This is a genomic window from Streptomyces sp. NPDC002701 (genome assembly GCF_042889045.1).
Classification (GTDB): domain Bacteria; phylum Actinomycetota; class Actinomycetes; order Streptomycetales; family Streptomycetaceae; genus Streptomyces.
In genome coordinates, this window is the sequence record NZ_JBIAQL010000005.1 from 128619 (window position 1) to 148535 (window position 19917).

At 70.7% G+C, this 19917-nt stretch carries 18 protein-coding genes and 1 tRNA gene; 11 read left to right on the top strand and 8 right to left on the bottom strand.

The window, feature by feature from the left end; genetic code table 11:
- Positions 1–13 precede the first annotated feature (13 nt).
- Positions 14–679 carry a bifunctional DNA primase/polymerase gene (locus ACFYXC_RS16380; protein ID WP_389551908.1) on the bottom strand — a complete coding sequence of 222 codons (666 nt, stop codon included), beginning with the start codon at positions 677–679 and terminating at the stop codon, positions 14–16.
- Positions 680–1138: 459 nt separating this feature from the next.
- Here ACFYXC_RS16380 and ACFYXC_RS16385 point away from each other — a divergent pair, with 459 nt between their 5' ends.
- Entirely contained in the window at positions 1139–2650 is a 1512-nt protein-coding gene (locus ACFYXC_RS16385; protein ID WP_388921168.1) for a PP2C family protein-serine/threonine phosphatase, read from the top strand.
- 110 nt (positions 2651–2760) lie between these two features.
- The gene (locus tag ACFYXC_RS16390) at positions 2761–4248 is read left to right on the top strand and encodes an aminopeptidase P family protein (protein WP_388921171.1); all 1488 of its coding nucleotides are present in this window, start codon (positions 2761–2763) and stop codon (positions 4246–4248) included.
- 128 nt (positions 4249–4376) lie between these two features.
- On the opposite strand, the gene ACFYXC_RS16395 is transcribed toward ACFYXC_RS16390, so the two are convergent.
- Positions 4377–4832 carry an ATP-binding protein gene (locus tag ACFYXC_RS16395; protein WP_389551912.1) on the bottom strand — a complete coding sequence of 152 codons (456 nt, stop codon included), beginning with the start codon at positions 4830–4832 and terminating at the stop codon, positions 4377–4379.
- Between the two features lie 237 nt (positions 4833–5069).
- On the opposite strand from ACFYXC_RS16395, the gene ACFYXC_RS16400 reads away from it, so the two are divergent.
- The 9 genes from ACFYXC_RS16400 (at position 5070) to ACFYXC_RS16440 (ending at position 15205) form a co-directional block, all read left to right on the top strand.
- Positions 5070–5921, top strand: a complete 852-nt coding sequence (locus ACFYXC_RS16400) for a hypothetical protein (protein ID WP_389551915.1) — start codon at positions 5070–5072, stop codon at positions 5919–5921.
- A gap of 129 nt (positions 5922–6050) precedes the next feature.
- On the top strand, positions 6051–6803 hold the full coding sequence (locus ACFYXC_RS16405) for a YcnI family protein (protein ID WP_389551918.1): 753 nt from the start codon (positions 6051–6053) through the stop codon (positions 6801–6803).
- A gap of 122 nt (positions 6804–6925) precedes the next feature.
- Complete coding sequence (locus ACFYXC_RS16410) at positions 6926–7600, top strand: SCO family protein (protein ID WP_389551921.1); 675 nt, start codon at positions 6926–6928, stop codon at positions 7598–7600.
- Entirely contained in the window at positions 7597–8157 is a 561-nt protein-coding gene (locus ACFYXC_RS16415; protein WP_389551923.1) for a copper chaperone PCu(A)C, read from the top strand. Before ACFYXC_RS16410 ends, ACFYXC_RS16415 begins: the two co-directional genes overlap by 4 nt.
- A gap of 14 nt (positions 8158–8171) precedes the next feature.
- Positions 8172–10154 carry a copper resistance CopC/CopD family protein gene (locus ACFYXC_RS16420; protein WP_389551926.1) on the top strand — a complete coding sequence of 661 codons (1983 nt, stop codon included), beginning with the start codon at positions 8172–8174 and terminating at the stop codon, positions 10152–10154.
- Between the two features lie 8 nt (positions 10155–10162).
- Complete coding sequence (gene efeB, locus ACFYXC_RS16425; RefSeq protein ID WP_389551933.1) at positions 10163–11536, top strand: iron uptake transporter deferrochelatase/peroxidase subunit; 1374 nt, start codon at positions 10163–10165, stop codon at positions 11534–11536.
- 56 nt (positions 11537–11592) lie between these two features.
- Positions 11593–12525: a prephenate dehydratase gene (gene pheA, locus ACFYXC_RS16430; RefSeq protein WP_389551936.1), complete on the top strand. Its 933-nt coding sequence runs from the start codon at positions 11593–11595 to the stop codon at positions 12523–12525.
- 545 nt (positions 12526–13070) lie between these two features.
- Positions 13071–14348 (top strand): serine--tRNA ligase, encoded by a 1278-nt coding sequence (serS, locus tag ACFYXC_RS16435; RefSeq protein ID WP_389551939.1) that lies wholly within the window; start codon positions 13071–13073, stop codon positions 14346–14348.
- On the top strand, positions 14345–15205 hold the full coding sequence (locus ACFYXC_RS16440; protein WP_389551942.1) for an HAD family hydrolase: 861 nt from the start codon (positions 14345–14347) through the stop codon (positions 15203–15205). Before serS ends, ACFYXC_RS16440 begins: the two co-directional genes overlap by 4 nt.
- 126 nt (positions 15206–15331) lie before the next feature.
- Here the strand turns inward: ACFYXC_RS16440 and ACFYXC_RS16445 are convergent.
- The 6 genes from ACFYXC_RS16445 to ACFYXC_RS16470 all read right to left on the bottom strand — a co-directional run bounded on the left by ACFYXC_RS16445 (position 15332) and on the right by ACFYXC_RS16470 (position 19869).
- Positions 15332–15418: transfer RNA gene (locus tag ACFYXC_RS16445), tRNA-Ser, on the bottom strand.
- Between the two features lie 274 nt (positions 15419–15692).
- A complete protein-coding gene (locus ACFYXC_RS16450; RefSeq protein ID WP_388921205.1) occupies positions 15693–15953 on the bottom strand; it encodes a hypothetical protein in 261 nt (86 codons plus the stop codon).
- A 303-nt stretch (positions 15954–16256) separates the two neighbouring features.
- Positions 16257–16976, bottom strand: coding sequence for an ABC transporter permease (locus tag ACFYXC_RS16455; RefSeq protein ID WP_388923073.1), 720 nt, complete (start codon positions 16974–16976; stop codon positions 16257–16259).
- A gap of 11 nt (positions 16977–16987) precedes the next feature.
- Positions 16988–17899, bottom strand: a complete 912-nt coding sequence (locus ACFYXC_RS16460) for an ABC transporter ATP-binding protein (RefSeq protein ID WP_389551945.1) — start codon at positions 17897–17899, stop codon at positions 16988–16990.
- Positions 17900–17948: 49 nt separating this feature from the next.
- Positions 17949–18878: an ABC transporter permease gene (locus ACFYXC_RS16465; protein ID WP_388923079.1), complete on the bottom strand. Its 930-nt coding sequence runs from the start codon at positions 18876–18878 to the stop codon at positions 17949–17951.
- Positions 18868–19869 carry an ABC transporter ATP-binding protein gene (locus ACFYXC_RS16470; protein ID WP_389552803.1) on the bottom strand — a complete coding sequence of 334 codons (1002 nt, stop codon included), beginning with the start codon at positions 19867–19869 and terminating at the stop codon, positions 18868–18870. Before ACFYXC_RS16470 ends, ACFYXC_RS16465 begins: the two co-directional genes overlap by 11 nt.
- Positions 19870–19917: the final 48 nt, after the last annotated feature.

Sequence of the window (19917 nt, forward strand, 5' to 3'; positions counted from 1 at the left end):
GCGCCCGAATCCCCTACAACTCGGGGGCGCTCACACCCGTACGAGTGAGCGCTTCCACCACGGCATCCACCACGGCCTCCACGTCGGGAACCCAGGGGGCGGCCGAGCCGGGCAGTGGAGCCCGCTCCCAGCGGATCTCGCCCTGCCCGGTCCTGGACGGGGGCAGGGCCACGTAACCGCCCTCGCCGTGGAAACGCAGCGAACCGGGCACGTAGTCCTTGGCGTAGAGCAGTTCGCCCAACTGCTCCAGGGAGTACGGCTTCACGAGCAGCGCCCAGCGCGTCGGGGACGCGATCACGGGGCCGAGGCGCATCCCCATGCGGTCGAGCGCGGTGAGCGCGCGGGAGGCGGCCGGGGCGGGCAGGCTCACCGCGCACGGTGCCGTCCCGCCGGTGGCGAGGATGATCGGCGCCGCCGGCCGGTTCGTCCACCACCAGCGCGCCATGCGTTCATCGGTCGTGGCCGCGAGCAGGCCGGGGTCGAAGGGGTGGGCACCCGGCACCGTGCACTCCGGGTCGGGGCACGCGCAGCGGGCCCGCCCTTGCGGATCCGGGGCCACACCCGGGAGTACGGGCCATTGCCAAGCGGTCGCGAAGGTCAGGGCCGCGCTGAGCATCTCAGACCTCCCGTCGTTTCGCCTGGACAGGAGCCTGCGTCGCCTTCCGAGGATCTCGCGCATGTGCGCTCGTTCCTTTCCGTTGAACGCCGAGGGGCCACATCACACCATGTGTCGATCACTTCACTGTGCGTACCTACTGGCGCATCACACCCCCGTCTCGGACAAGGGGTCCCTGCGGGCCGAGCGTCGGCTTCGTCCGCGTCCACACTGCTCTGTCCAAAAAAGCGGGCTGGCGTGGGGTGGCGGCGCCTGGCGTTTGCTGTCCCGCGTCTTTCTCGCCGCCTCCGCCACGGGAGGATGGGGCACGGTCGTCGGTGGTTAAGACGCCCGGGTCCGTCGCCAGGTTCCGGAAGGATCCCAACCACACCTGGCCTTCTCCGAGTACGTACCCATCACGACCGCTGTGACGCTCTGTCGAGCAAGGCCAGTCGACCGCAATACGCCGTGACTCGAGTCAGTTTTAAGCCAACTTTACCTTTCCGCAGCGGTCCCACGGACACCGGGAAACCCGGCAGGACAATGCTGGACATCCCCTTACGAGTGCGTGTACATGTGGAGACACTGCTAGCGGCGCAGAATGACATGGGGGTTTGCGATGCTATCGAGCAATACGCACCGGTCGGAAAGCCGGACGCCATGAACGCCCCTCACCTCCCGAAAGTGGCCGGAATCGATTCAACGGTTCCCTCGCCCGCACACACTGTCGCGCCGACACGTGCCACCCCGGGTTCCCCATCGGCCACTTCTCCACACGCCCCCGGCGCCGTTCTCCAGGACAGACTGGCAGGCTGGGTCTCCGACCTCACCACCCTGCACGAGCTCACCGAACGCCTGGCACGCACCGCCTCGCTGGCGGACGCGCTCCAGGAACTGCTGCGCGCCGGAGCCGCCCTCGTGGGCGCCCGACGCGGTCTCGTCGTACTGGAGCCGGGCGACGGACTCGGTCCGGACACGACGATCGGCCTGGGCCTCGCCCGGGCGGACCTCGGGCACATCGAGACCGTCCCGCGCAGCTCCATGTCGTACGGGAAGATCCTCGACGGGCTTCCCGGCGGCGAGGGCGAGATCGCCCAGCCCGACCTCCTCTCCGAGGACGGGCTCGACCCGCGGCACCGCGAGGTGGCCGCCCGGCTCGGCTATGCCGCCAGCTACGCGCTGCCGTTGTGCGCGCAAGCCCCCGGCCGCCTGGGCGCCGCCGTCTGGCTCTACGACGAACCCGCCGAGCCCGTCGAGCGGCAGCGGCACCTGATCGGCCTCTACACGGGGTACGCGGCCGAGCACCTAACCCGCCTGGTGGAACTGGAACGCACGCGCGCGTGCATGACGACCATCTCGGAGGAACTGCTCCCCTCCCGGCTGCCCCGGGTCCCCGGGGTCCAGCTCGCCGCCCGGCACCGCACGGGACCGCGCGGCGGCGGCGACTGGTACGACGCGCTGCCGCTGCCCGACGCCGCGCTCGGCCTCGCGGTCGGGTCCGTCACCGGGTCGGGTCCCAGCGCCGTCGCGGCGATGGGCCGGCTGCGGGCCTCCCTGCGGGCGTACGCGGTGATGGAGGGCGAGGACCCCGTCGCCGTCCTGTCCGACCTCGAACTGCTGCTGCGGCTCACCGAACCGGCCCGCTCCGCCACCGCCCTGTTCGCGTACTGCGAGCCCGCCCCGCGCAAGATCACCCTGGCCGGGGCCGGACACAGCCCGCCGCTGGTGATCGGCGAGCGGCGCACCGAGTACGTGGAGACGTCGCTCTCGGCGCCCCTGGGGATGCTCGCCTGCTGGGAGGCGCCCAGCGTGGAGTTCCAGGCGGAGCCAGGAGAGACGGTTCTGCTCTATACGGACGGGCTGCTGCACCGTACCGGCGACCCCATGGACCGGGCCTTCTCGCGGCTGCACGCGGCCGCGGCGAGCGTGCCCCGGACGCTGCGCGCCGACCCGGGCTCCGTCGCCGACCACGTCCTGCGGAACATGCTGCCGGACGGCCTCGCCGACGCCGACAGCGACGAGGACGTGGTGATCCTCGCGGCCCGGTTCGAGTAAGTCGCGCGTCGGTGGGGTGAGCCGTACGCCGTCAGGTCTTCCGGCCCTGGGCGTCCTTCCGTACGACCGTACGATGGTGGGCGTCCAGAGTCGTATCGAGGAGGCAGACCGTGTCGGAGGCGCTCAACCCGGAGACCCCGGAAGCCGTGCTTGACGATGCCGCCGACCAGGCGGACGAAGAAGAGCCCATCAAGCAGCGCAAGAACGGCCTGTACCCGGGCGTGTCGGACGAGCTGGCCGAGAGCATGAAGTCCGGCTGGGCCGACACCGAACTGCACGGCCTGGAGCCGATCGCGCAGGCCGAGCACACCGCCGCCCGCCGTGCCGCGCTCTCCGCGCGCTTCCCGGGCGAGCGCCTGGTCGTCCCCGCGGGCAACCTGAAGACCCGCTCGAACGACACGGAGTACCCCTTCCGCGCCTCGGTCGAGTACGCGTACCTGACCGGCAACCTCACCGAGGACGGCGTCCTGGTGCTGGAGCCGACCGCGGACGGCCACAAGGCCACGATCTACCTGCTGCCGCGCTCCGACCGCGAGAACGGTGAGTTCTGGCTCTCCGGGCAGGGCGAGCTGTGGGTCGGCCGCCGCCACTCCCTGACCGAGGCCGAACAGCTGTACGGCATCCCCGCCTCGGACGTCCGCGAACTTCCCGACAGGCTGCGCGAGGCGACCGGCCCGGTGCGGGTCGTGCGCGGTCACGACGCCGGGATCGAGGCGGCGCTCACCGACAAGGTCACCGCCGAGCGCGACGCCGAGCTGCGCGTCTTCCTGTCCGAGGCCCGGCTGGTCAAGGACGAGTTCGAGGCCGGCGAGCTGCAGAAGGCGGTCGACTCGACCGTGCGCGGCTTCGAGGACGTCGTACGGGTCCTGGACCGGGCCGAGGCGACCAGCGAGCGCTACATCGAAGGCACGTTCTTCCTGCGCGCGCGGGTCGAGGGCAACGACATCGGCTACGGCTCGATCTGCGCGGCGGGCCCGCACGCGTGCACGCTGCACTGGGTGCGCAACGACGGTCCGGTGCGCTCCGGGGACCTGCTCCTGCTGGACGCGGGCGTGGAGACGCACACCCTCTACACGGCCGACGTCACACGCACGCTGCCCGTCAACGGCACGTACTCGGAGATCCAGAGGAAGATCTACGACGCCGTGTACGAGGCCCAGGAGGCCGGTATCGCGGCCGTGCGGCCGGGCGCCAAGTACCGGGACTTCCACGACGCCTCCCAGCGGGTGCTGGCCGAGAAGCTCGTCGAGTGGGGGCTCGTCGAGGGTCCCGTCGAGCGGGTCCTGGAGCTGGGACTGCAGCGCCGCTGGACGCTGCACGGCACCGGTCACATGCTCGGCATGGACGTCCACGACTGCGCGGTCGCCCGGACGGAGACGTACGTGGACGGCACGCTGGAGCCGGGCATGTGCCTGACCGTCGAGCCGGGTCTGTACTTCCAGGCGGACGACCTGACCGTGCCGGAGGAGTACCGGGGCATCGGCGTCCGTATCGAGGACGACATCCTCGTCACGGAGGACGGCAACCGGAACCTGTCCGCGGCGCTTCCTCGGCGGTCGGACGAGGTCGAGGCGTGGATGGCCGCTCTGAAGGGCTGACACGGAGTTCCGGCCGGGCGCTGAAGGGTGCCCGGCCGTCTGCGTCTGCGTCTGCGGTGATCCGTGCGGGTTGTCCGTGGCTTGTCGCGCAGTTCCCCGCGCCCCTTCCAGGGGCGGACGTCGTGTCGTCAGAAGGCGGCCAGTGGCGTGCCCTCGCGCCACTTGAGCATCTTGTCGAAGCTGATCACGGCTCCGCCCCTGACGGAGCTGTTGCCGATGTGGACGTGGTCGGCGAGCTCCTGGATCAGCCACAGGCCGCGGCCGTGCTCCGCGTCGCCTCGGGAAGGCCGGTGGGACGCTCGGCTCCGTCCCGAAGGGAACCCCGGACCCGAGTCGGTCACCTCGATCCGGCACTTCTCGCCGTCCAGATAGGCCGTGACCCGGTACGCCTCGGTGGGCTCTCCCCGGACCGTGTCGCCTCCGTGTTCGACGGCGTTCGCGCATGCCTCGCTCAGCGCGACGGAGATGTCGTAGGAGATGTCCGGGTCCACCCCCGCCGACTCCATCGTGCCGATCAGCAGGCGCCGGGCGAGCGGAACACTCGCCGCCTCACGCCGGAGATGGAGGGACCACCAGATGCTCATGCGCCAGCCTCCTGGCCGCGGCTCGACATACCGTTACGACATACCGATACGTATTGCCACCGAACACCGAAAGTAAGCGTGTCCTGACCGTGACGCCGCCCATAAGGGGGATGCGCCGACGCCATCTGCCGGTGTATGTGCGGGCGACTCCTCCCAGAACATGAGCTTCCGGACCGTACGCCATCTTGTGGACCTGCCGTGTCGGGCGGGCGGGGCCAGTGCGATGATGAGCCCGCCATGACTGCCCCCCACCAGCGCGCGCGCACCGGAGGTGAACTCCGGCTCCTGAGGGCCGCGGTGTTCACCGCGGTCTGTGTCGTGCTGGCCGCGGCCGGTCACTCCATCGCCTCCTGCGCGACGGTTCCGCTGTGGTCACTCGGCGCGGGATTTCTCGCCGTCTTCGCCGTCGCGGCCCCGCTCGCGGGCCGCGAGCGCTCGCTGCCGGGCATCACCGTGCTCCTCGCGACCGGCCAGACGGTGCTCCACACGCTCTTCGGGCTGGGGCAGCACGGCACGGCGTCGGCCGCCGCCTCCGCGGGCGTGGACGCCTCGTCCGTGGACGCCTCCCTCGTGGCCAGGGCCGCGCGGCTGGTGTGCGGCGCGTCCGTGTCGACACTCAGCCCCGCCCAGGCACAGCGGATCCTCGCCGACGCGCAACTCGGTACGGGCGGCGGCGCGAGCGGTACGGGAACGGGCGCGGGCGGCGCCCACGCCCTGCACGGGCAGGCGGGTGCCCTGCCGGCCGCCGTCGGGGCCCCGGCGTCGGTGCTGCCGTCGCTGTCGATGCTCCTCGTCCACCTTCTCGCCGCCGTGGCCACCGGGTGGCTGCTGCGCCGCGGGGACATCGCCCTGCGGCGCCTCATGCGGCTCTCGGCGGACCAGGTGGCCGAGGGGCCGCTCGTCTCCCTCCGCGGGGCCCTGGCGCTCGTACGCGCCCTGCTGGCGGGGCTCCCCGGCGCGACCCCGTCGGCGCCGGGCGCCCCGCGCTCCTGGGAGTACGCGTCCCCGGTCCCGCATCCGACCGCTCTTCAGCACTCGGTCGTCCGGCGCGGTCCGCCGGCCGGCGGGGCTCTCGTCCTCGCCGCCTGACACGACGCACCGCTTCGGACGTATCACTCCGGGGGTGCCGTCGTGCGGCACGCGCGCGTGTCCGTTCTTCCACGCGCGCAATCCCCCGTTCTTCACCGAACCAGTGCTGAAAGCGATGTGTTTCCTGCCATGAAGGCTTCTCGTGTCGCCGCGACCGGTGTCGTCGCCGCCTCCGCCGTCCTCGTACTCTCCGGTCCCGCGTTCGCGCACGTCAGCGTGCAGCCCGAGGGCACCGCCGCCAAGGGCGGCTACGCGACGGTCAACTTCAAGGTGCCGAACGAGCGCGACAACGCCTCGACCACCAAGCTGGAGATCAACTTCCCGGCCGACCACCCGCTCGCCTCGGTCATGCCGCAGCCCGTCGACGGCTGGAACGTCAAGGTCACCAAGTCCAAGCTCGAAAAGCCGCTCGAACTGCACGGCGAGAAGATCAACGAGGCCATCACCAAGGTCACCTGGACCGCGGACGGCAAGGGCATCCAGCCCGGCTACTTCCAGAAGTTCCCGCTCTCCATCGGCGCCCTGCCCGAGGACGCCGACGAACTGGTGTTCAAGGCGATCCAGACGTACTCCAACAAGGAGGTCGTGCGCTGGATCGAGACGCAGGAGAAGGGCGAGGAGGAGCCGGAGACGCCGGCGCCGGTGCTCGCGCTGTCCGCCGCCACCGACGATCACCACGGGGCCGCCGCCTCCGACGACGCGGACGCCGACGCCGACGAGAGCGAGGACGCGGAGGCCGCCGCCAGCACCTCGACCACCGAGGCCGCCTCCACCGACAGCAGCGACACCACCGCCCGCGTGCTGGGTGTCGTGGGCATCGTCGTCGGCGTGGCCGGCGTGGCGTTCGGCGTGCTCGCCGGCCGTCGGCGTACCACCGCGTAAGTCCAGTCCTACCGACCCAACGTCGGACGCCCCACCGGACTCCCGGCCGATCGTTCCGCGGCCGGGGCTCCGGGCCCGTGCCTCGTCGGCAGTCGGGTGCGGCGTCCCCGGGAGAATGCACTATGCGCAAGAAGACCTACGCCGTGGCCGCTCTGTTCGCCTCGGCCGTCCTGACCCTCTCCGCCTGTGGCGGCGGTGACGGCGACACCGGCAACACCGTCGCCGAGGTGTCCACCGACACCGGCTCGGACAAGGCCGCCACGGTCCTCGACAAGCCGTTCGAAAAGCCGGACCTCGTCCTCACCGACACCCAGGGCAAGAAGTACGACCTCCGCGAGGCGACCAAGGGCAAGCCGACGCTGATCTACTTCGGCTACACCAACTGCCCCGACGTCTGCCCGCTGACGATGAACAACATCGCCGTCGCCAAGAAGCAGCTGGCCCAGGACGAGCAGGTGTCCCAGGCCGAGAAGGACTCGCTCCGCATCGTCTTCGTCACCACCGACCCGGAGCGCGACACCTCCGCCGCGCTCGGCAAGTGGCTCAAGGGCATCGACCCGGACGTCGTCGGTCTGACCGGCTCCTTCGCCACCGTCCAGGCGGGCGCCCGCACCCTCGGCATCTCCATCGAGGCGCCGACGAAGGACAAGAACGGGAAGGTCACCTCCATGCACGGCACGCAGGTGATCGCGTTCTCCCCGAAGACCGACGCCGGTTACGTGCTGTACGGCGAGGACGCCACCGTCGACGACTACACCAAGGACCTCCCGGCGCTGATCAAGGGCGCGAAGCCGTGACCCGTCGTACGGCATCCGCGGCTGCCCTCGTGCTGGCCGCAGCGCTGGCCCTGGCGGGCTGCGGGGACTCGGACTCCGGCGGGTCGGAGGGCGGACTGTCCGTGGGCTCCGCCTACATGCCGCAGCCGGTCTCGGACTCCATGGCGGCCGGTTTCCTGGTCATCGCCAACGACGGCGGGGCGGGCGACAGGCTGGCCTCCGTCACCAGCGACGTGGCCGGCGAGGTCACCCTCCACGCCACCGTCGGGCAGACGATGGAGCAGGTGAAGGACCTCGACATCCCCGCCCACGGCAAGCTCGTCCTTCAGAGCGGCGGCGACCACCTCATGTTCGAGAAGCTGAAGCGCAAGCCGAAGGAGGGCGACACGGTGTCCCTGGAGCTGCGCTTCACGAAGTCCGAGCCGATCAAGGTCGAGATGCCGGTCAAGTCCGCCACCTACCAGCCGTCGACGGCCATGGAATCGTCCGCCCGGTCGTCCGCCCGGTCGCCCGGCCAGTCGTCCGGCGAGTCATCCGTCCGGTCGTCCGCACTGTCGTCCACGCCGTCGCACCACTGAGGGAGGGACCTCCGTTGAGTCAGACCACCGCTCCCCGTGTCCGGACGCTGCTGTTGCTGCTTCTCGCCGTCACCGGCGCGCTGCTGGCGGGAGCCGTGCCCGTCTCCGCGCACGCCGCACTGACCGGGAGCGATCCCCAGCAGGGAGCGGTGGTCGCCGAGGCACCCGCCCAGGTGTCTCTCACCTTCTCCGAGCAGGTCGCGATGTCCGACGGCTCGGTGCGCGTGCTCGACCCCAAGGGTGAGCGGGTCGACACCGGAAAGACGTCCGGGCTGGGCGGCAACACGTATGCCGTGAAGCTGCACTCCGGCCTGCCCGACGGCACGTTCACCGTCACCTACCAGGTGGTGTCGGCGGACAGCCACCCCGTCGCCGGCGCCTTCACCTTCTCCATCGGGGCGCCCTCGAAGACGTCCGTCGCCGTGTCCGACCAGGAGGCCGGCGGCGGGATCGTGGGCGGGCTCTACGGCTTCGCCCGCTATGTGTCGTACGCAGGATTCATCCTGCTCGTCGGCGGTTCGGCCTTCGTGCTGGCCTGCTGGCAGGGCGGCTCCGGAGTGCGGGCGGTGCAGCGGCTCGTGGTCTCGGGGTGGCTCGCCCTGACCGGGGCCACGCTCGCCATGCTGCTGCTGCGCGGGTCGTACACCGGTTCGGGGAAGGTCGGGGACATCTTCGACCTGGACCTGCTCAGCCAGGTGCTGCAGACCAAGACGGGCGCCGCCCTGGTGTCGCGGCTCCTGCTGCTCGCCGCCGCCGCGCTGTTCATCGCCGTGCTCTTCGGGGCGTACGAGAAGCGTGACGACGAGGAGGAGAAGGGCGACCTGACCTTCGGGCTCGCCATCGGCGGGTTCGTCGTGGCGGCCGGGCTCGCGGCAACCTGGGCGATGGCCGAGCACGCCTCGACGGGTCTCCAGACGGGCATCGCGATGCCCGCCGACGTGCTGCACCTGCTGGCCGTCGCGGTCTGGCTCGGCGGGCTGTCGACGCTGCTCGTGGTGCTCTACCGCACCCCGTCGATCGAATCGTCGGCCGTACGCCGCTTCTCCCGCCTCGCGTTCGGCAGTGTGGCCGTGCTGGTCGTGACCGGGATCTACCAGTCGTGGCGGCAGGTCGGCACGTGGTCGGCGCTGACCGGGACCTGGTACGGGCAGCTGCTGCTGATCAAGATCGGCCTGGTGGTCGTCCTCGTCGGTATCGCGTGGATCTCGCGGCGCTGGACCGGCCGGCTGGCGGAGGCACCCGCCAAGGAGTCGGCGAAGGTCCCGGTCGGGGCTTCGACGTCGAAGGCGTCGAAGGCATCGACGACATCGGCCGTGGCGAAGGCATCGAAGGCTTCGAACGGGTCCAAGGGGGCCAAGCAGGCCGCCAAGGGGCGTGCCGACAAGGACAAGAGGCAACCTGCTTCCACGGGCGAGGGGGGCGACGGCAAGCGGGCCGCCCAGCTGGCGCGGCAGCGGGCCGCGGTGGCCACCGCGCGGGAGAAGCGTCTGCGGGACTCCGACCCGCTCCGCTCGGGCCTGCGCCGCTCGGTGCTCGCCGAGGCGGGCGTCGCGGTCGTCCTGCTGGCCGTCACCACCGTGCTCACGTCCACCGAACCCGGGCGTACGGAGGAAGAAGCCAAGGCCGTCAGCGCCGCCACCTCGGAGGAGACCGGCGGGGCGCTGTCCCTGGACATCCCGTTCGACACGGGGGGTCAGGACGGCAAGGGCATCGCCCGCGTCGAACTGGACCCGGCCCGCGTCGGCGGCAACGACATGCACGTCTTCGTGGAGCGGGCGAACGGCAAAGCCTTCGACATTCCCGAGGTCAAGATCGCCTTCACCCTGAAGGCCAAGGACATCGGGCCGCTGCCCGTGGTCCCCGACCGCATCGCCACCGGACACTGGACGGCGAGCGGGGTGCAGATCCCCATGGCGGGCAACTGGCAGATCGCGGTGACGGTACGGACCTCCGACATCGACCAGGTGACCGTGGACAAGAACGCGCAGATCGGCTGAACGACACCATGGCTGAACAGTCCGCTCCGAAGACCTCCACCCCGGACGTCTCTCGTGAAGGGGCGTCTCCGAAGAGGGCCGTTCCCGGTTCCGGGAGTGACCGTGCCGAAAAGGCCCCTCCTGGGGAGGCTGTTTCCGCGGAGTCCCCAAAGGCCCTCTCCAGGGGCATCGTTTCGCGGCGGCGTCTGCTCGGCACCGCCGGCGCCACGGGCCTCGCGCTCGGCGCGGCCGGCGGAGCCGCCGGGTACGCCGCCGCACCCTCCGCCGACCGGACCGCGCTCCTGAGCTCGGTGGGCGCGGACGAGGTGATGTTTCACGGGAAACATCAGCCGGGCATCACGACCCCCCTCCAGGCCCGTGGCCATCTCGTCGCCTTCGACCTTTCGGCGGGCGCGGGCCGCAAGGAGGCCGCCGCCCTGCTGCGGCGCTGGTCGACGACCGCGCGGCGGCTGATGGCTGGGGAGGCGTCCGGGAGCGGTGACACGGACGTGGCACGCGACGCCGGACCCTCGTCCCTCACGGTCACCTTCGGCTTCGGCCACAGCTTCTTCGCCCGTACGGGACTGGAGAAGCAGCGCCCCATCGCCCTGGACCCGCTGCCCGACTTCTCCTCGGACCACCTCGACAAGGCCCGCAGCAACGGCGACCTGTGGGTCCAGATCGGGGCGAACGACTCTCTCGTCGCCTTCCACGCCCTGCGGGCGATCCAGCAGGACGCGGGCTCCGCGGCGCGGGTCCGCTGGCAGATGAACGGCTTCAACCGCTCGCCCGGCGCCACCACCCGCCCGATGACGACCCGCAATCTGATGGGTCAGATCGACGGCACGCGTAATCCCAAGCCGTCGGAGTCCGACTTCGACCGGCGGATCTTCGTACCGGACGCGGGCGACCCGTCGTGGATGGCGGGCGGTTCGTACGCCGTCGTACGCCGTATCCGGATGCTCCTCGACGACTGGGAGAAGCTCTCGGTCAAGGACCAGGAGGACGTGATCGGGCGCCGGAAGTCCGACGGGGCACCGCTGTCCGGCGGCGCCGAGACGACCGCCATGGACCTGGAGAAGACCGGCGGCGACGGCAAACTGGTGGTCCCCATCAACGCACACGCCCGGATCACCCGGCCCGACGAGAACGGCGGCGCGGCGATGCTCCGCCGGCCCTTCTCCTTCCACGACGGCATCGACGCGGACGGCGTGCCGGACGCGGGCCTGCTCTTCGTCTGCTGGCAGGCCGACCCGCTGCGCGGCTTCGTCCCGGTGCAGCGCAAGCTCGACCGCGGGGACGCGCTGTCCACCTTCATCCGGCACGAGTCGAGCGGGCTGTTCGCGGTGCCGGGCGGGGCGGCGGAGGGGGAGTACGTGGGGCAGAAGTTGCTGGAGGGGTGAGATCGGCGGTGCCGGAAGCGGCCGCCGGGCTCCGCGAGGCCTATTAGGGTGAGGCCATGCCAGCCAGCTACGCGTATCTCGGTCCCGAGGGCACCTTCACCGAAGTGGCCCTGCGGACTCTCCCGGAGTCGGCCACCCGCCAGCTCATCCCGATGGTGTCCGTCCCCGCGGCGCTCGACGCCGTCCGGGCCGGCGAGGCCGAGGCGGCGTTCGTTCCGATCGAGAACTCGGTGGAGGGCGGCATCACCACCACCGTCGACGAACTCGCCGTCGGCGAACCGTTGATGATCTACCGCGAGGTGCTCCTCTCGATCACCTTCGCGCTGCTGGTCCGGCCCGGTACGAAGCTCTCCGACATCAAGACGGTCAGCGCCCACCCGGCCGCCCAGCCGCAGGTGCGCAACTGGATGCGGAACAACCTCCCGGACGTCATCTGGGAGTCGGCGGCCTCCAACGCGGACGGCGCCCGCCTGGTGCAGGAGGGGCGTTACGACGCGGCGTTCGCGGGCGAGTTCGCCGCGGCGCGGTACGGCCTTGAGGCCCTGGAGACCGGGATCCACGACGCGGAGAACGCGCAGACCAGGTTCGTCCTGGTGGGCAGGCCGGCCCGGCCCGCGGCGCCGACCGGCGCGGACAAGACGTCCGTGGTCATCTGGCAGCGCGACGACCACCCGGGCGCCCTGCTCGAACTGCTGCAGGAGTTCGCCGTCCGCGGGGTCAACCTGATGCTGCTGCAGTCCCGGCCGACGGGTGAGGGCATCGGCAACTACTGCTTCGCCATCGACGCGGAGGGGCACATCGCGGACCGCCGGGTGGCCGAGGCGCTGATGGGGCTCAAGCGGATCTGTCCGCAGGTGCGGTTCCTCGGCTCCTATCCGCAGGCCGACGTCGATCCCGAGGACATGCGCGCACCGCGGGCCGGTACGTCGGACAGTGAGTTCGCGGCGGCCTCGGACTGGCTGGCGCGCTGCCAGGACGGCCGTTTCTAGTCGGCCCGTCAGTGCCGGTCGGTCCTACCTGCAGATTGTCTCTGTCCACAGAAGTTATCCACAGGTTTGCTTCTCGACCTGGGGACAAGTCGACAACGACGTGCGACTCGGTCGACAAATCGGCCTACAACCCGCAACTACGTCCACAGCCCCACACGTCACCCTTCGTCCACCTGTTTTCCTTGGTCAATCCCTTAGAGGGAACCATTTCCACCCGAACGTGGGGGTAGAGAGGGTTTGACTCGCGCTTTTCCCGCCCGGGATGCGGCTTTAGGAATGATCACTTCCGGTGTCCACAGATCTTTCGCACAGCCTGTGGATAACTTTTCCGGAAGGTGACTCCCTGTGGACAACTGCTGCCTCAAGTCCCCCGAGGCGCACGGAAGTCGGGTCAACCCGCCGCGTCCCGCTGCTTCTTTCCAGGGAGCGGCGCCCTTTTCCTTGACGCATGTCGAGCGAATTCACAATTCCTCTAAACCATGACAGAAGCGACAGATCGGAATACCGGGTCGTGCCCCGGAACCCCGCACCGGTAGCCTTGTGGGGTGATTGACCTTCGCCTGCTCCGTGAGGACCCCGACCGTGTTCGCGCCTCCCAGCGCGCCCGTGGAGAGGACGTCGCACTCGTCGACGCCCTCCTCTCCGCCGACGAGCGGCGCAGGTCGTCCGGCGTCCGCTTCGACGAGCTGCGCTCCGAGCAGAAGGCGCTCGGCAAACTCATCCCCAAGGCCGCGGGCGACGAGAAGGCCGAGCTGCTCCAGAAGGCCGGCCGGCTCGCGGCGGACGTGAAGACGGCCGACGCCGAACAGCACGAGGCGGACGAGGAGACCAAGCGCCTCCTCCAGCAGCTCGGCAACCTCGTGCACCCCGACGTCCCGGTCGGCGGCGAGGAGGACTTCGTCGTCCTGGAGACGCACGGCACCATCCGCGACTTCGGCGCCGAGGGCTTCGAGCCCAAGGACCACCTGGAGCTCGGCGAGGCGCTGGGCGCCATCGACGTCGAGCGCGGCGCCAAGGTGTCCGGCTCGCGCTTCTACTACCTGACGGGGGTCGGCGCGCTCCTGGAGCTCGCGCTCGTCAACGCGGCGATCGCGCAGGCCACGGAGGCCGGCTTCATCCCGATGCTGACCCCGGCGCTGGTCCGCCCGCGCGCCATGGAGGGCACCGGCTTCCTCGGCCAGGCCGCGGAGAACGTGTACCACCTGGAGAAGGACGACTACTACCTGGTCGGCACCTCGGAGGTCCCGCTCGCGGCGTACCACATGGACGAGATCCTCGACGCCGACAGGCTGCCGGTGCGCTACGCGGGCTTCTCGCCGTGCTTCCGCCGCGAGGCCGGCACGTACGGCAAGGACACCCGGGGCATCTTCCGCGTGCACCAGTTCGACAAGGTCGAGATGTTCTCGTACGTCGCTCCGGAGGACGCGGAGAACGAGCACCAGCGGCTCCTGGAGTGGGAGAAGCAGTGGCTGACCGCCCTCGGGCTGCCCTTCCAGGTCATCGACGTGGCCTCGGGCGACCTGGGCGCGTCCGCCTCGCGCAAGTTCGACTGCGAGGCGTGGATCCCGACCCAGGGCAAGTACCGCGAGCTGACCTCGGCCTCCAACTGCGACGGGTTCCAGGCCCGCCGCCTGTCGGTGCGCATGCGGGACGGCAAGAAGGTGCAGCCGCTCGCGACACTGAACGGCACACTGTGCGCCGTCCCGCGCACGATCGTGGCGATCCTGGAGAACCACCAGCTGGCCGACGGCTCCGTACGGGTGCCCGAGGTGCTGCGTCCGTACCTGGGCGGACGCGAAGTGCTGAAGCCGATCGCCAAGTGACCGGCACCACGGGGGCGGCCGGTTCGCCCCACTCCACCGGAGCGGCCGGACCGGCCGGGGCGTTTCCTTACAAGCTCGTCGCGACCGACCTCGACGGAACGTTGCTGCGCTCCGACGACACGGTCTCGGAGCGCACGCGTGAGGCACTCGCCGCGGCCACCGCGGCGGGCGCCGCGCACCTCGTCGTGACCGGCCGGGCCGTTCCCTGGACCCGGCACATCCTCGACGACCTCGGGTACGAGGGGCTCGCAGTGTGCGGCCAGGGCGCACAGCTGTACGACGCCGGGGCGCACCGGCTGCTCACGTCGGTGACCCTCGACCGGCAGCTCGCGGGTCTCGCCCTCGCCAAGATCGAGGCGGAGATCGGCCCGCTGGCCCTCGCCGCGAGCCGCGACGGCATCGACGGTGACGTCCTGATCGGTCCCGGCTACCGGGTGCAGGGCCTGCTGCAGGCGGTCCCGTTCACCGACGTGGCCGAGCTCTGGGCCGCGCCCCTGACGAAGATGTACATCCAGCATCCGCGTCTCACCGACGACGAGCTGGCGTCCGCGGCGCGGGCCGCGGCGGGCAGCCTGGTGAGCGTCGTGATGGCGGGCGAGGGCATCGTGGAGATCCTGCCCCTGGGTCTGTCGAAGGCCACGGGGCTCTCTCTGGCGGCTCGTCGCCTGGGCGTGAAGGCCGCCGACACGATCGCCTTCGGCGACATGCCGAACGACATCCCGATGTTCGCCTGGTCGGCACACGGAGTGGCCATGGCCAACGCCCACGCCGAACTCAAGGCCGTGGCGAACGAGCTGACCCTGTCGAACGACGAGGACGGCATCGCGGTGGTACTGGAGAAACTGCTGTCGTCATAGGGACGGGCGGGCTCATGCCGCTCACAGGCGGCTGGGCTCACGCCGCAAAAAGGGCGGGTGGATGGGGAAGATGCCGCCGCGAAGCGGCACCCCAGAACCCCGCCCGGTCAAAGCGACAGCGTCCCGCGGAGGATGCGCGGATCGAACGCGCGCGGGCTGAAGAACCCGACCACGGCTTAGCAAGCCGGTGCCTTACCGCTCGGCCAATCCTCCAGGGTGGGCGGCCCGCGCCAAGGTGCGCGCTCGAAGCGGCCGCCCCGGGCAGCTCCCCGTGGTGGGGGGGTGGACTCGACGGAGCTGACTACTCCGGAGCCCGCACGCTGCCCTGCTGGGAGCTCGACGAACTGCTGCTGACGGGCATCGTCGTGCTCCTCTCCCGGACCGTGGCACCGGAGGAATCCGGCGACCTGGACATGACCACTGTGCCGGTGAGCCGGAAAGGACGCCACCGAATAAACGCCCGCCCGGCGCAGCACGCCCGGAGCGGTCAGCGGCGCCGCCACCTGCGTCGTCGCGCCTTGCTGAAAAACCACCCCGCGGGCGGCTCGTCGGAGCGCCAGGGCTGCGGATCGGGGGCGCCCTCGCGCCAGCGGGCCGTGAGCATACGGGCACGCGCGGACGGCTCGGCCGTGTCGGCGGACCGTATGAAGTCCTCGTCGAGGACGAGTTCGTCCCAGACCTCCCCGGCGGCCTCTCCCCGGCCTTCGCCGGGACTCTGTCCGTCGCTCCGTGGTGCCTTCGCTGTCATCGCCGTTCCTCCCCGTCGCATCCCCTCGGACAAGTCTGCCGTCACCCGCGTAAAACCGACTTCAAGATCAGGTCGCGGGGGGGGGGGGGCCCCGGCGGGGCCGCGCGCGCCGCCCCGCGCCGGCGCCCCCCCCCCCCCCCCCCCCCCCCCCCCCCCCCACCACCCCCCCCCCCCCCCCCCCCCCCCCCCCCCCCCCCCCCCCCCCCCCCCCCCCTCCCGGGGGCGGGGGCCCCCCCGCGGGCCCCCCCCCCCCCCCGCGCCCGTCCCGGGGCCGGCTCCCGCCCCGGACCCGGGCCGCAGGGACTACTCCTCGCCCGCCAGCGTCAGCGTCCGCAGTTTCTGCCCGGCGAACCAGGTGGCCGCGACGGTCACGACCACCAGCAGCACCGTGCCGGTGACGAGGCTCACGTCCGAGGTGACGAGATCCCCGCCGGACACCTTGTGGGCCACCGCGAGCGACCACTGCTGGACGCTGAGCGTCTTCGCCCCGGAGACCAGCGTCCCGAAGAGGGCCTCCCACACGAGCGCGTAGACGAGCCCGAAGACCACCGCGTGCCGGGTGATGGTGCCGAGCAGCAGGAAGAGCGCGGCGTACGCGATGGAGGCGACCAGCGCGGCCACCGTGTAGGCGACGGCGATCTGCTGGCCGTTGCCGTTGAGGATCATCCCGGCGAGGAAGGTCGGGATCGCGGAGAACGCCATGGTGACGGCGATGGCGACGATCAGCTTGGTGAAGATGATCGTGGGGCGCTTCACCGGTTTGGCCAGCAGGTAGACGACCGATCCGTCGTCGATCTCGGGGCCGATCGCGCCGGTGCCGGCGATGACTCCGATGATGGGCACCATCGTGGCGAGCGCGAACCCGCCGAGGACGTCCGCGGCCACCTGGTCGTCGGCGCCGGTGAAGCCGCGTACGGCCACGGAGATGACGATCAGCAGGACGGGCAGGGCGCCCAGGATGAGGGCCCGGCGGCGGCCGAGGAGGCCGCGGTAGGTGAGCCGGGCGACTGTGGGGTCGTACATCTTTCGGCCTCCTACGCCGCGACGAGATACGAGAAGACGGACTCGAGGGACTCGTCCGACGGTGAGACCGTGAGCAGCCGGATGCCGTGGTCGCGGGCCACCCTCGGCAGCAGTGCCGTGAAGCGGGGGAAGTCGACGGCCTGGATGCGCAGCGCGCCCTCCTGGAGGTCCACTTCGATGCCGGACGTCGACGGGTCGGCGATGAGCGCCGCCGCGAGCGCGCGGTCGTCGCTGGAGCGGACGAGATAGCGGTGCGGGCGGTCGGTCATCAGGCGGCGGATGCGGCGGAAGTCGCCGCTCGCCGCGTGCCGTCCGGCGACGATCACCTCGATGTGAGAGGCGAGTTGCTCGACCTCTTCGAGGATGTGCGAGGAGAAGAGGACCGTGCGGCCCTCGTCGCCCATGCGCCGCAGCAGTTCCATCAACTGCATGCGCTGGCGCGGGTCCATGCCGTTGAACGGCTCGTCGAGCAGCAGCAGCGACGGGTTGTGGACGAGCGCGGAGGCCATCTTCACGCGCTGGCGCATGCCCTTGGAGTACGTCGAGATCTTCCGGTCCTGCGCGTACTCCATCTCGACCGTGGCGAGGGCCCGATGGGCGGCCTTGTCGCCGAGACCGTGCAACTCGGCGTTGGCGACGACGAACTCGCGGCCCGTGAGGAAGTCGTACATCGCCTCGCGCTCGGGCACGATGCCGATCTGTTTGTAGATCTCCTCGTTGCGCCAGGTCGGCCTGGAGTCGAGGGTGACGGTGCCCGTGGAGGGCGCCAGGAAGCCGCCCATCATGTTGATGAGCGTGGACTTTCCGGCACCGTTCGGGCCGAGCAGGCCGGTGACGCCCGGGCCGATGGTCATGGTGATGTCGTTGACGGCCACCACGTTGCCGAACCAGCGTGAGACGTGGTCGATGGTGAGGGTGCTCATGGGCGCGGCCCGTTCCTTCGAAGGGTGATGGCGGACGACGGGCGGGCGGTCACAGGCCGACCTTTCGGTAGCGGCGCATCAGGAGTCCGTAGCAGCCCGCGACGAGCCCCAGGACGACGAGCAGATAGACGACACCCTCGCCGCTGGAGGGACCCGCGCCGCCGGGGAAGGCGGACGAGGCGCCGAGGAACGCGGTCTGGACCCCGTCGATCAGCGTGATCGGCGAGAACAGCCCGAGCCAGGCGATCGCGTCGGTGCTGGACTGGTCGTAGGCGATGGCCTGGACGGTGGACACCGCTCCGTAGGAGATGGTCAGCACGGCGATGACGGCGGCGATACCGAAGCCGCGACGCGGGGTGACCGCCGAGATGACCAGGCCGATGCCGGCGAAGAGCAGGGAAAGCAGTGCCACGGAGACGAGCCCTTGTGCGAAGCCCTTGGTCTGGTCGGTGAAGTCGAGTTTGGCCAGCAGCGCGCCCACGTACAGCACGAGCAGCGGCGCGGCGGTGATCATGAACAGCGCCGAGGCCAGGGCCGCGTACTTGGCGCGTACGTAGTCGGCGGTCTCGATGGGGCGCGAGAAGTACAGCGGGACGGTCTTGAACCGCAGGTCGCGGGAGACGGACTGCGGTCCCTGGGAGGCGACGTACAGGCCGATGACGGCCTGCATGATGATCGCGTAGCGCGTGTAGTCGACGGGCAGGTCCTTCGCCTTGGTGGCGACGGCGACCGCGACCATGATCAGCGCGGGGACGCACATCACCACGAAGAGCAGCATCGGCAGCACCTTGGACTTCACTGAGCGGCCGAGGCCGTACGCGCCGCGCAGGGACTGCGAGTAGAGCGAGCGGCGGGCGTACGCGCGTCCGAGGCGCGCGCCGTCGTAGTTGCGGTAGCCGATGTTGTGGATCCGGGTCTGCTCGCCCGCGCGAGCCGGGATCTGCTCCGGGGCATGTGCCTGGGGCTGCTCAACCGCCATGGCCGACCGCCTCCTTCCGCTGTTCGTCGCCGCGCTGTTCGTCGCCGCCCCTGAGGGCCTGTTCGTCGCTGTCCTTGAAGACCTCGGCGATGTGGTGCCTGCGCTGCTCCATGCGCACCAGACCGAGCCCGAGGTCGGCGACGACGTCCCGTACGAGGTCGTACGTCTCCTCGCCCTGTGCGGTGAGCAGCAGGATGTGGCCCGCGCCCGGGAGACCGCTGCCGTCGTGGGTCTCCATCCCGCGCGCGTGGAGCTGGTCGCGCAGTGCGCCGGTGCCGTCCGGATGCTCGTCCGTGTCGGTGACCTCGACCGCGAGGATCGCCGTGCGCTGGGTGAAGTCCGTGGTGGAGCTGGACCGCAGGAGCTTGCCGCCGTCGATCACGACGACGTGGTCGCAGGTGCGCTCCAGTTCGCCGAGCAGGTGGGAGGTGACCAGGACGGAGATTCCGAAGTCGGTGTGGATGCGGCGGATCAGGCCGAGCATCTCGTCGCGCCCGACCGGGTCGAGGCCGTTCGTCGGTTCGTCCAGGAAGACCAGCTGCGGATCGTGGACCAGCGCCTGGGCGAGCTTCACACGCTGCTTCATGCCCGTCGAGTAGCCGCCGATGGGGCGGTACCGCTCCTCGTAGAGGCCGACGTGGCGCAGCGTGTCCGCAGTGCGCTCACGGGCCGCCGCCGGGGGCAGGCCGGACATGCGCGCCATGTGGACGACGAACTCGGTGGCCGAGACGTCCGGCGGCAGGCAGTCGTGCTCGGGCATGTATCCGACGCGCTCCCGGATGTCGCCGCCCTTGGTGGCGACATCGAGTCCGAGCACCGCGGCGCGGCCCTCGGTGGCGGGGGACAGACCCAGCAGGATCTTGATCAAGGTGGACTTGCCGGCTCCGTTGGCTCCGACGAGTCCGGTCACACCGGGTCCGACGTCCACGGAGAGCCGGTCAAGAGCGGTCACCCTCGGGAACCGCTTGCTCAGGCTTTCGGTCGCGATCACAGTCACGGTTCGAAGGTAGTGGCGCAGGCCACATCAGTCGTCAGACCT

Excerpts from the sequence above, each read along its gene's own strand:
- ACFYXC_RS16380 (WP_389551908.1), bottom strand. The coding sequence starts at position 679 with ATGCGCGAGATCCTCGGAAGGCGACGCAGGCTCCTGTCCAGGCGAAAC.
- ACFYXC_RS16385 (WP_388921168.1), top strand. The coding sequence starts at position 1,139 with ATGCTGGACATCCCCTTACGAGTGCGTGTACATGTGGAGACACTGCTA.
- ACFYXC_RS16395 (WP_389551912.1), bottom strand. The coding sequence starts at position 4,832 with ATGAGCATCTGGTGGTCCCTCCATCTCCGGCGTGAGGCGGCGAGTGTT.
- ACFYXC_RS16400 (WP_389551915.1), top strand. The coding sequence starts at position 5,070 with ATGACTGCCCCCCACCAGCGCGCGCGCACCGGAGGTGAACTCCGGCTC.
- ACFYXC_RS16405 (WP_389551918.1), top strand. The coding sequence starts at position 6,051 with ATGAAGGCTTCTCGTGTCGCCGCGACCGGTGTCGTCGCCGCCTCCGCC.
- ACFYXC_RS16410 (WP_389551921.1), top strand. The coding sequence starts at position 6,926 with ATGCGCAAGAAGACCTACGCCGTGGCCGCTCTGTTCGCCTCGGCCGTC.
- efeB (WP_389551933.1), top strand. The coding sequence starts at position 10,163 with ATGGCTGAACAGTCCGCTCCGAAGACCTCCACCCCGGACGTCTCTCGT.
- pheA (WP_389551936.1), top strand. The coding sequence starts at position 11,593 with ATGCCAGCCAGCTACGCGTATCTCGGTCCCGAGGGCACCTTCACCGAA.
- ACFYXC_RS16450 (WP_388921205.1), bottom strand. The coding sequence starts at position 15,953 with ATGACAGCGAAGGCACCACGGAGCGACGGACAGAGTCCCGGCGAAGGC.
- ACFYXC_RS16455 (WP_388923073.1), bottom strand. The coding sequence starts at position 16,976 with ATGTACGACCCCACAGTCGCCCGGCTCACCTACCGCGGCCTCCTCGGC.
- ACFYXC_RS16460 (WP_389551945.1), bottom strand. The coding sequence starts at position 17,899 with ATGAGCACCCTCACCATCGACCACGTCTCACGCTGGTTCGGCAACGTG.
- ACFYXC_RS16465 (WP_388923079.1), bottom strand. The coding sequence starts at position 18,878 with ATGGCGGTTGAGCAGCCCCAGGCACATGCCCCGGAGCAGATCCCGGCT.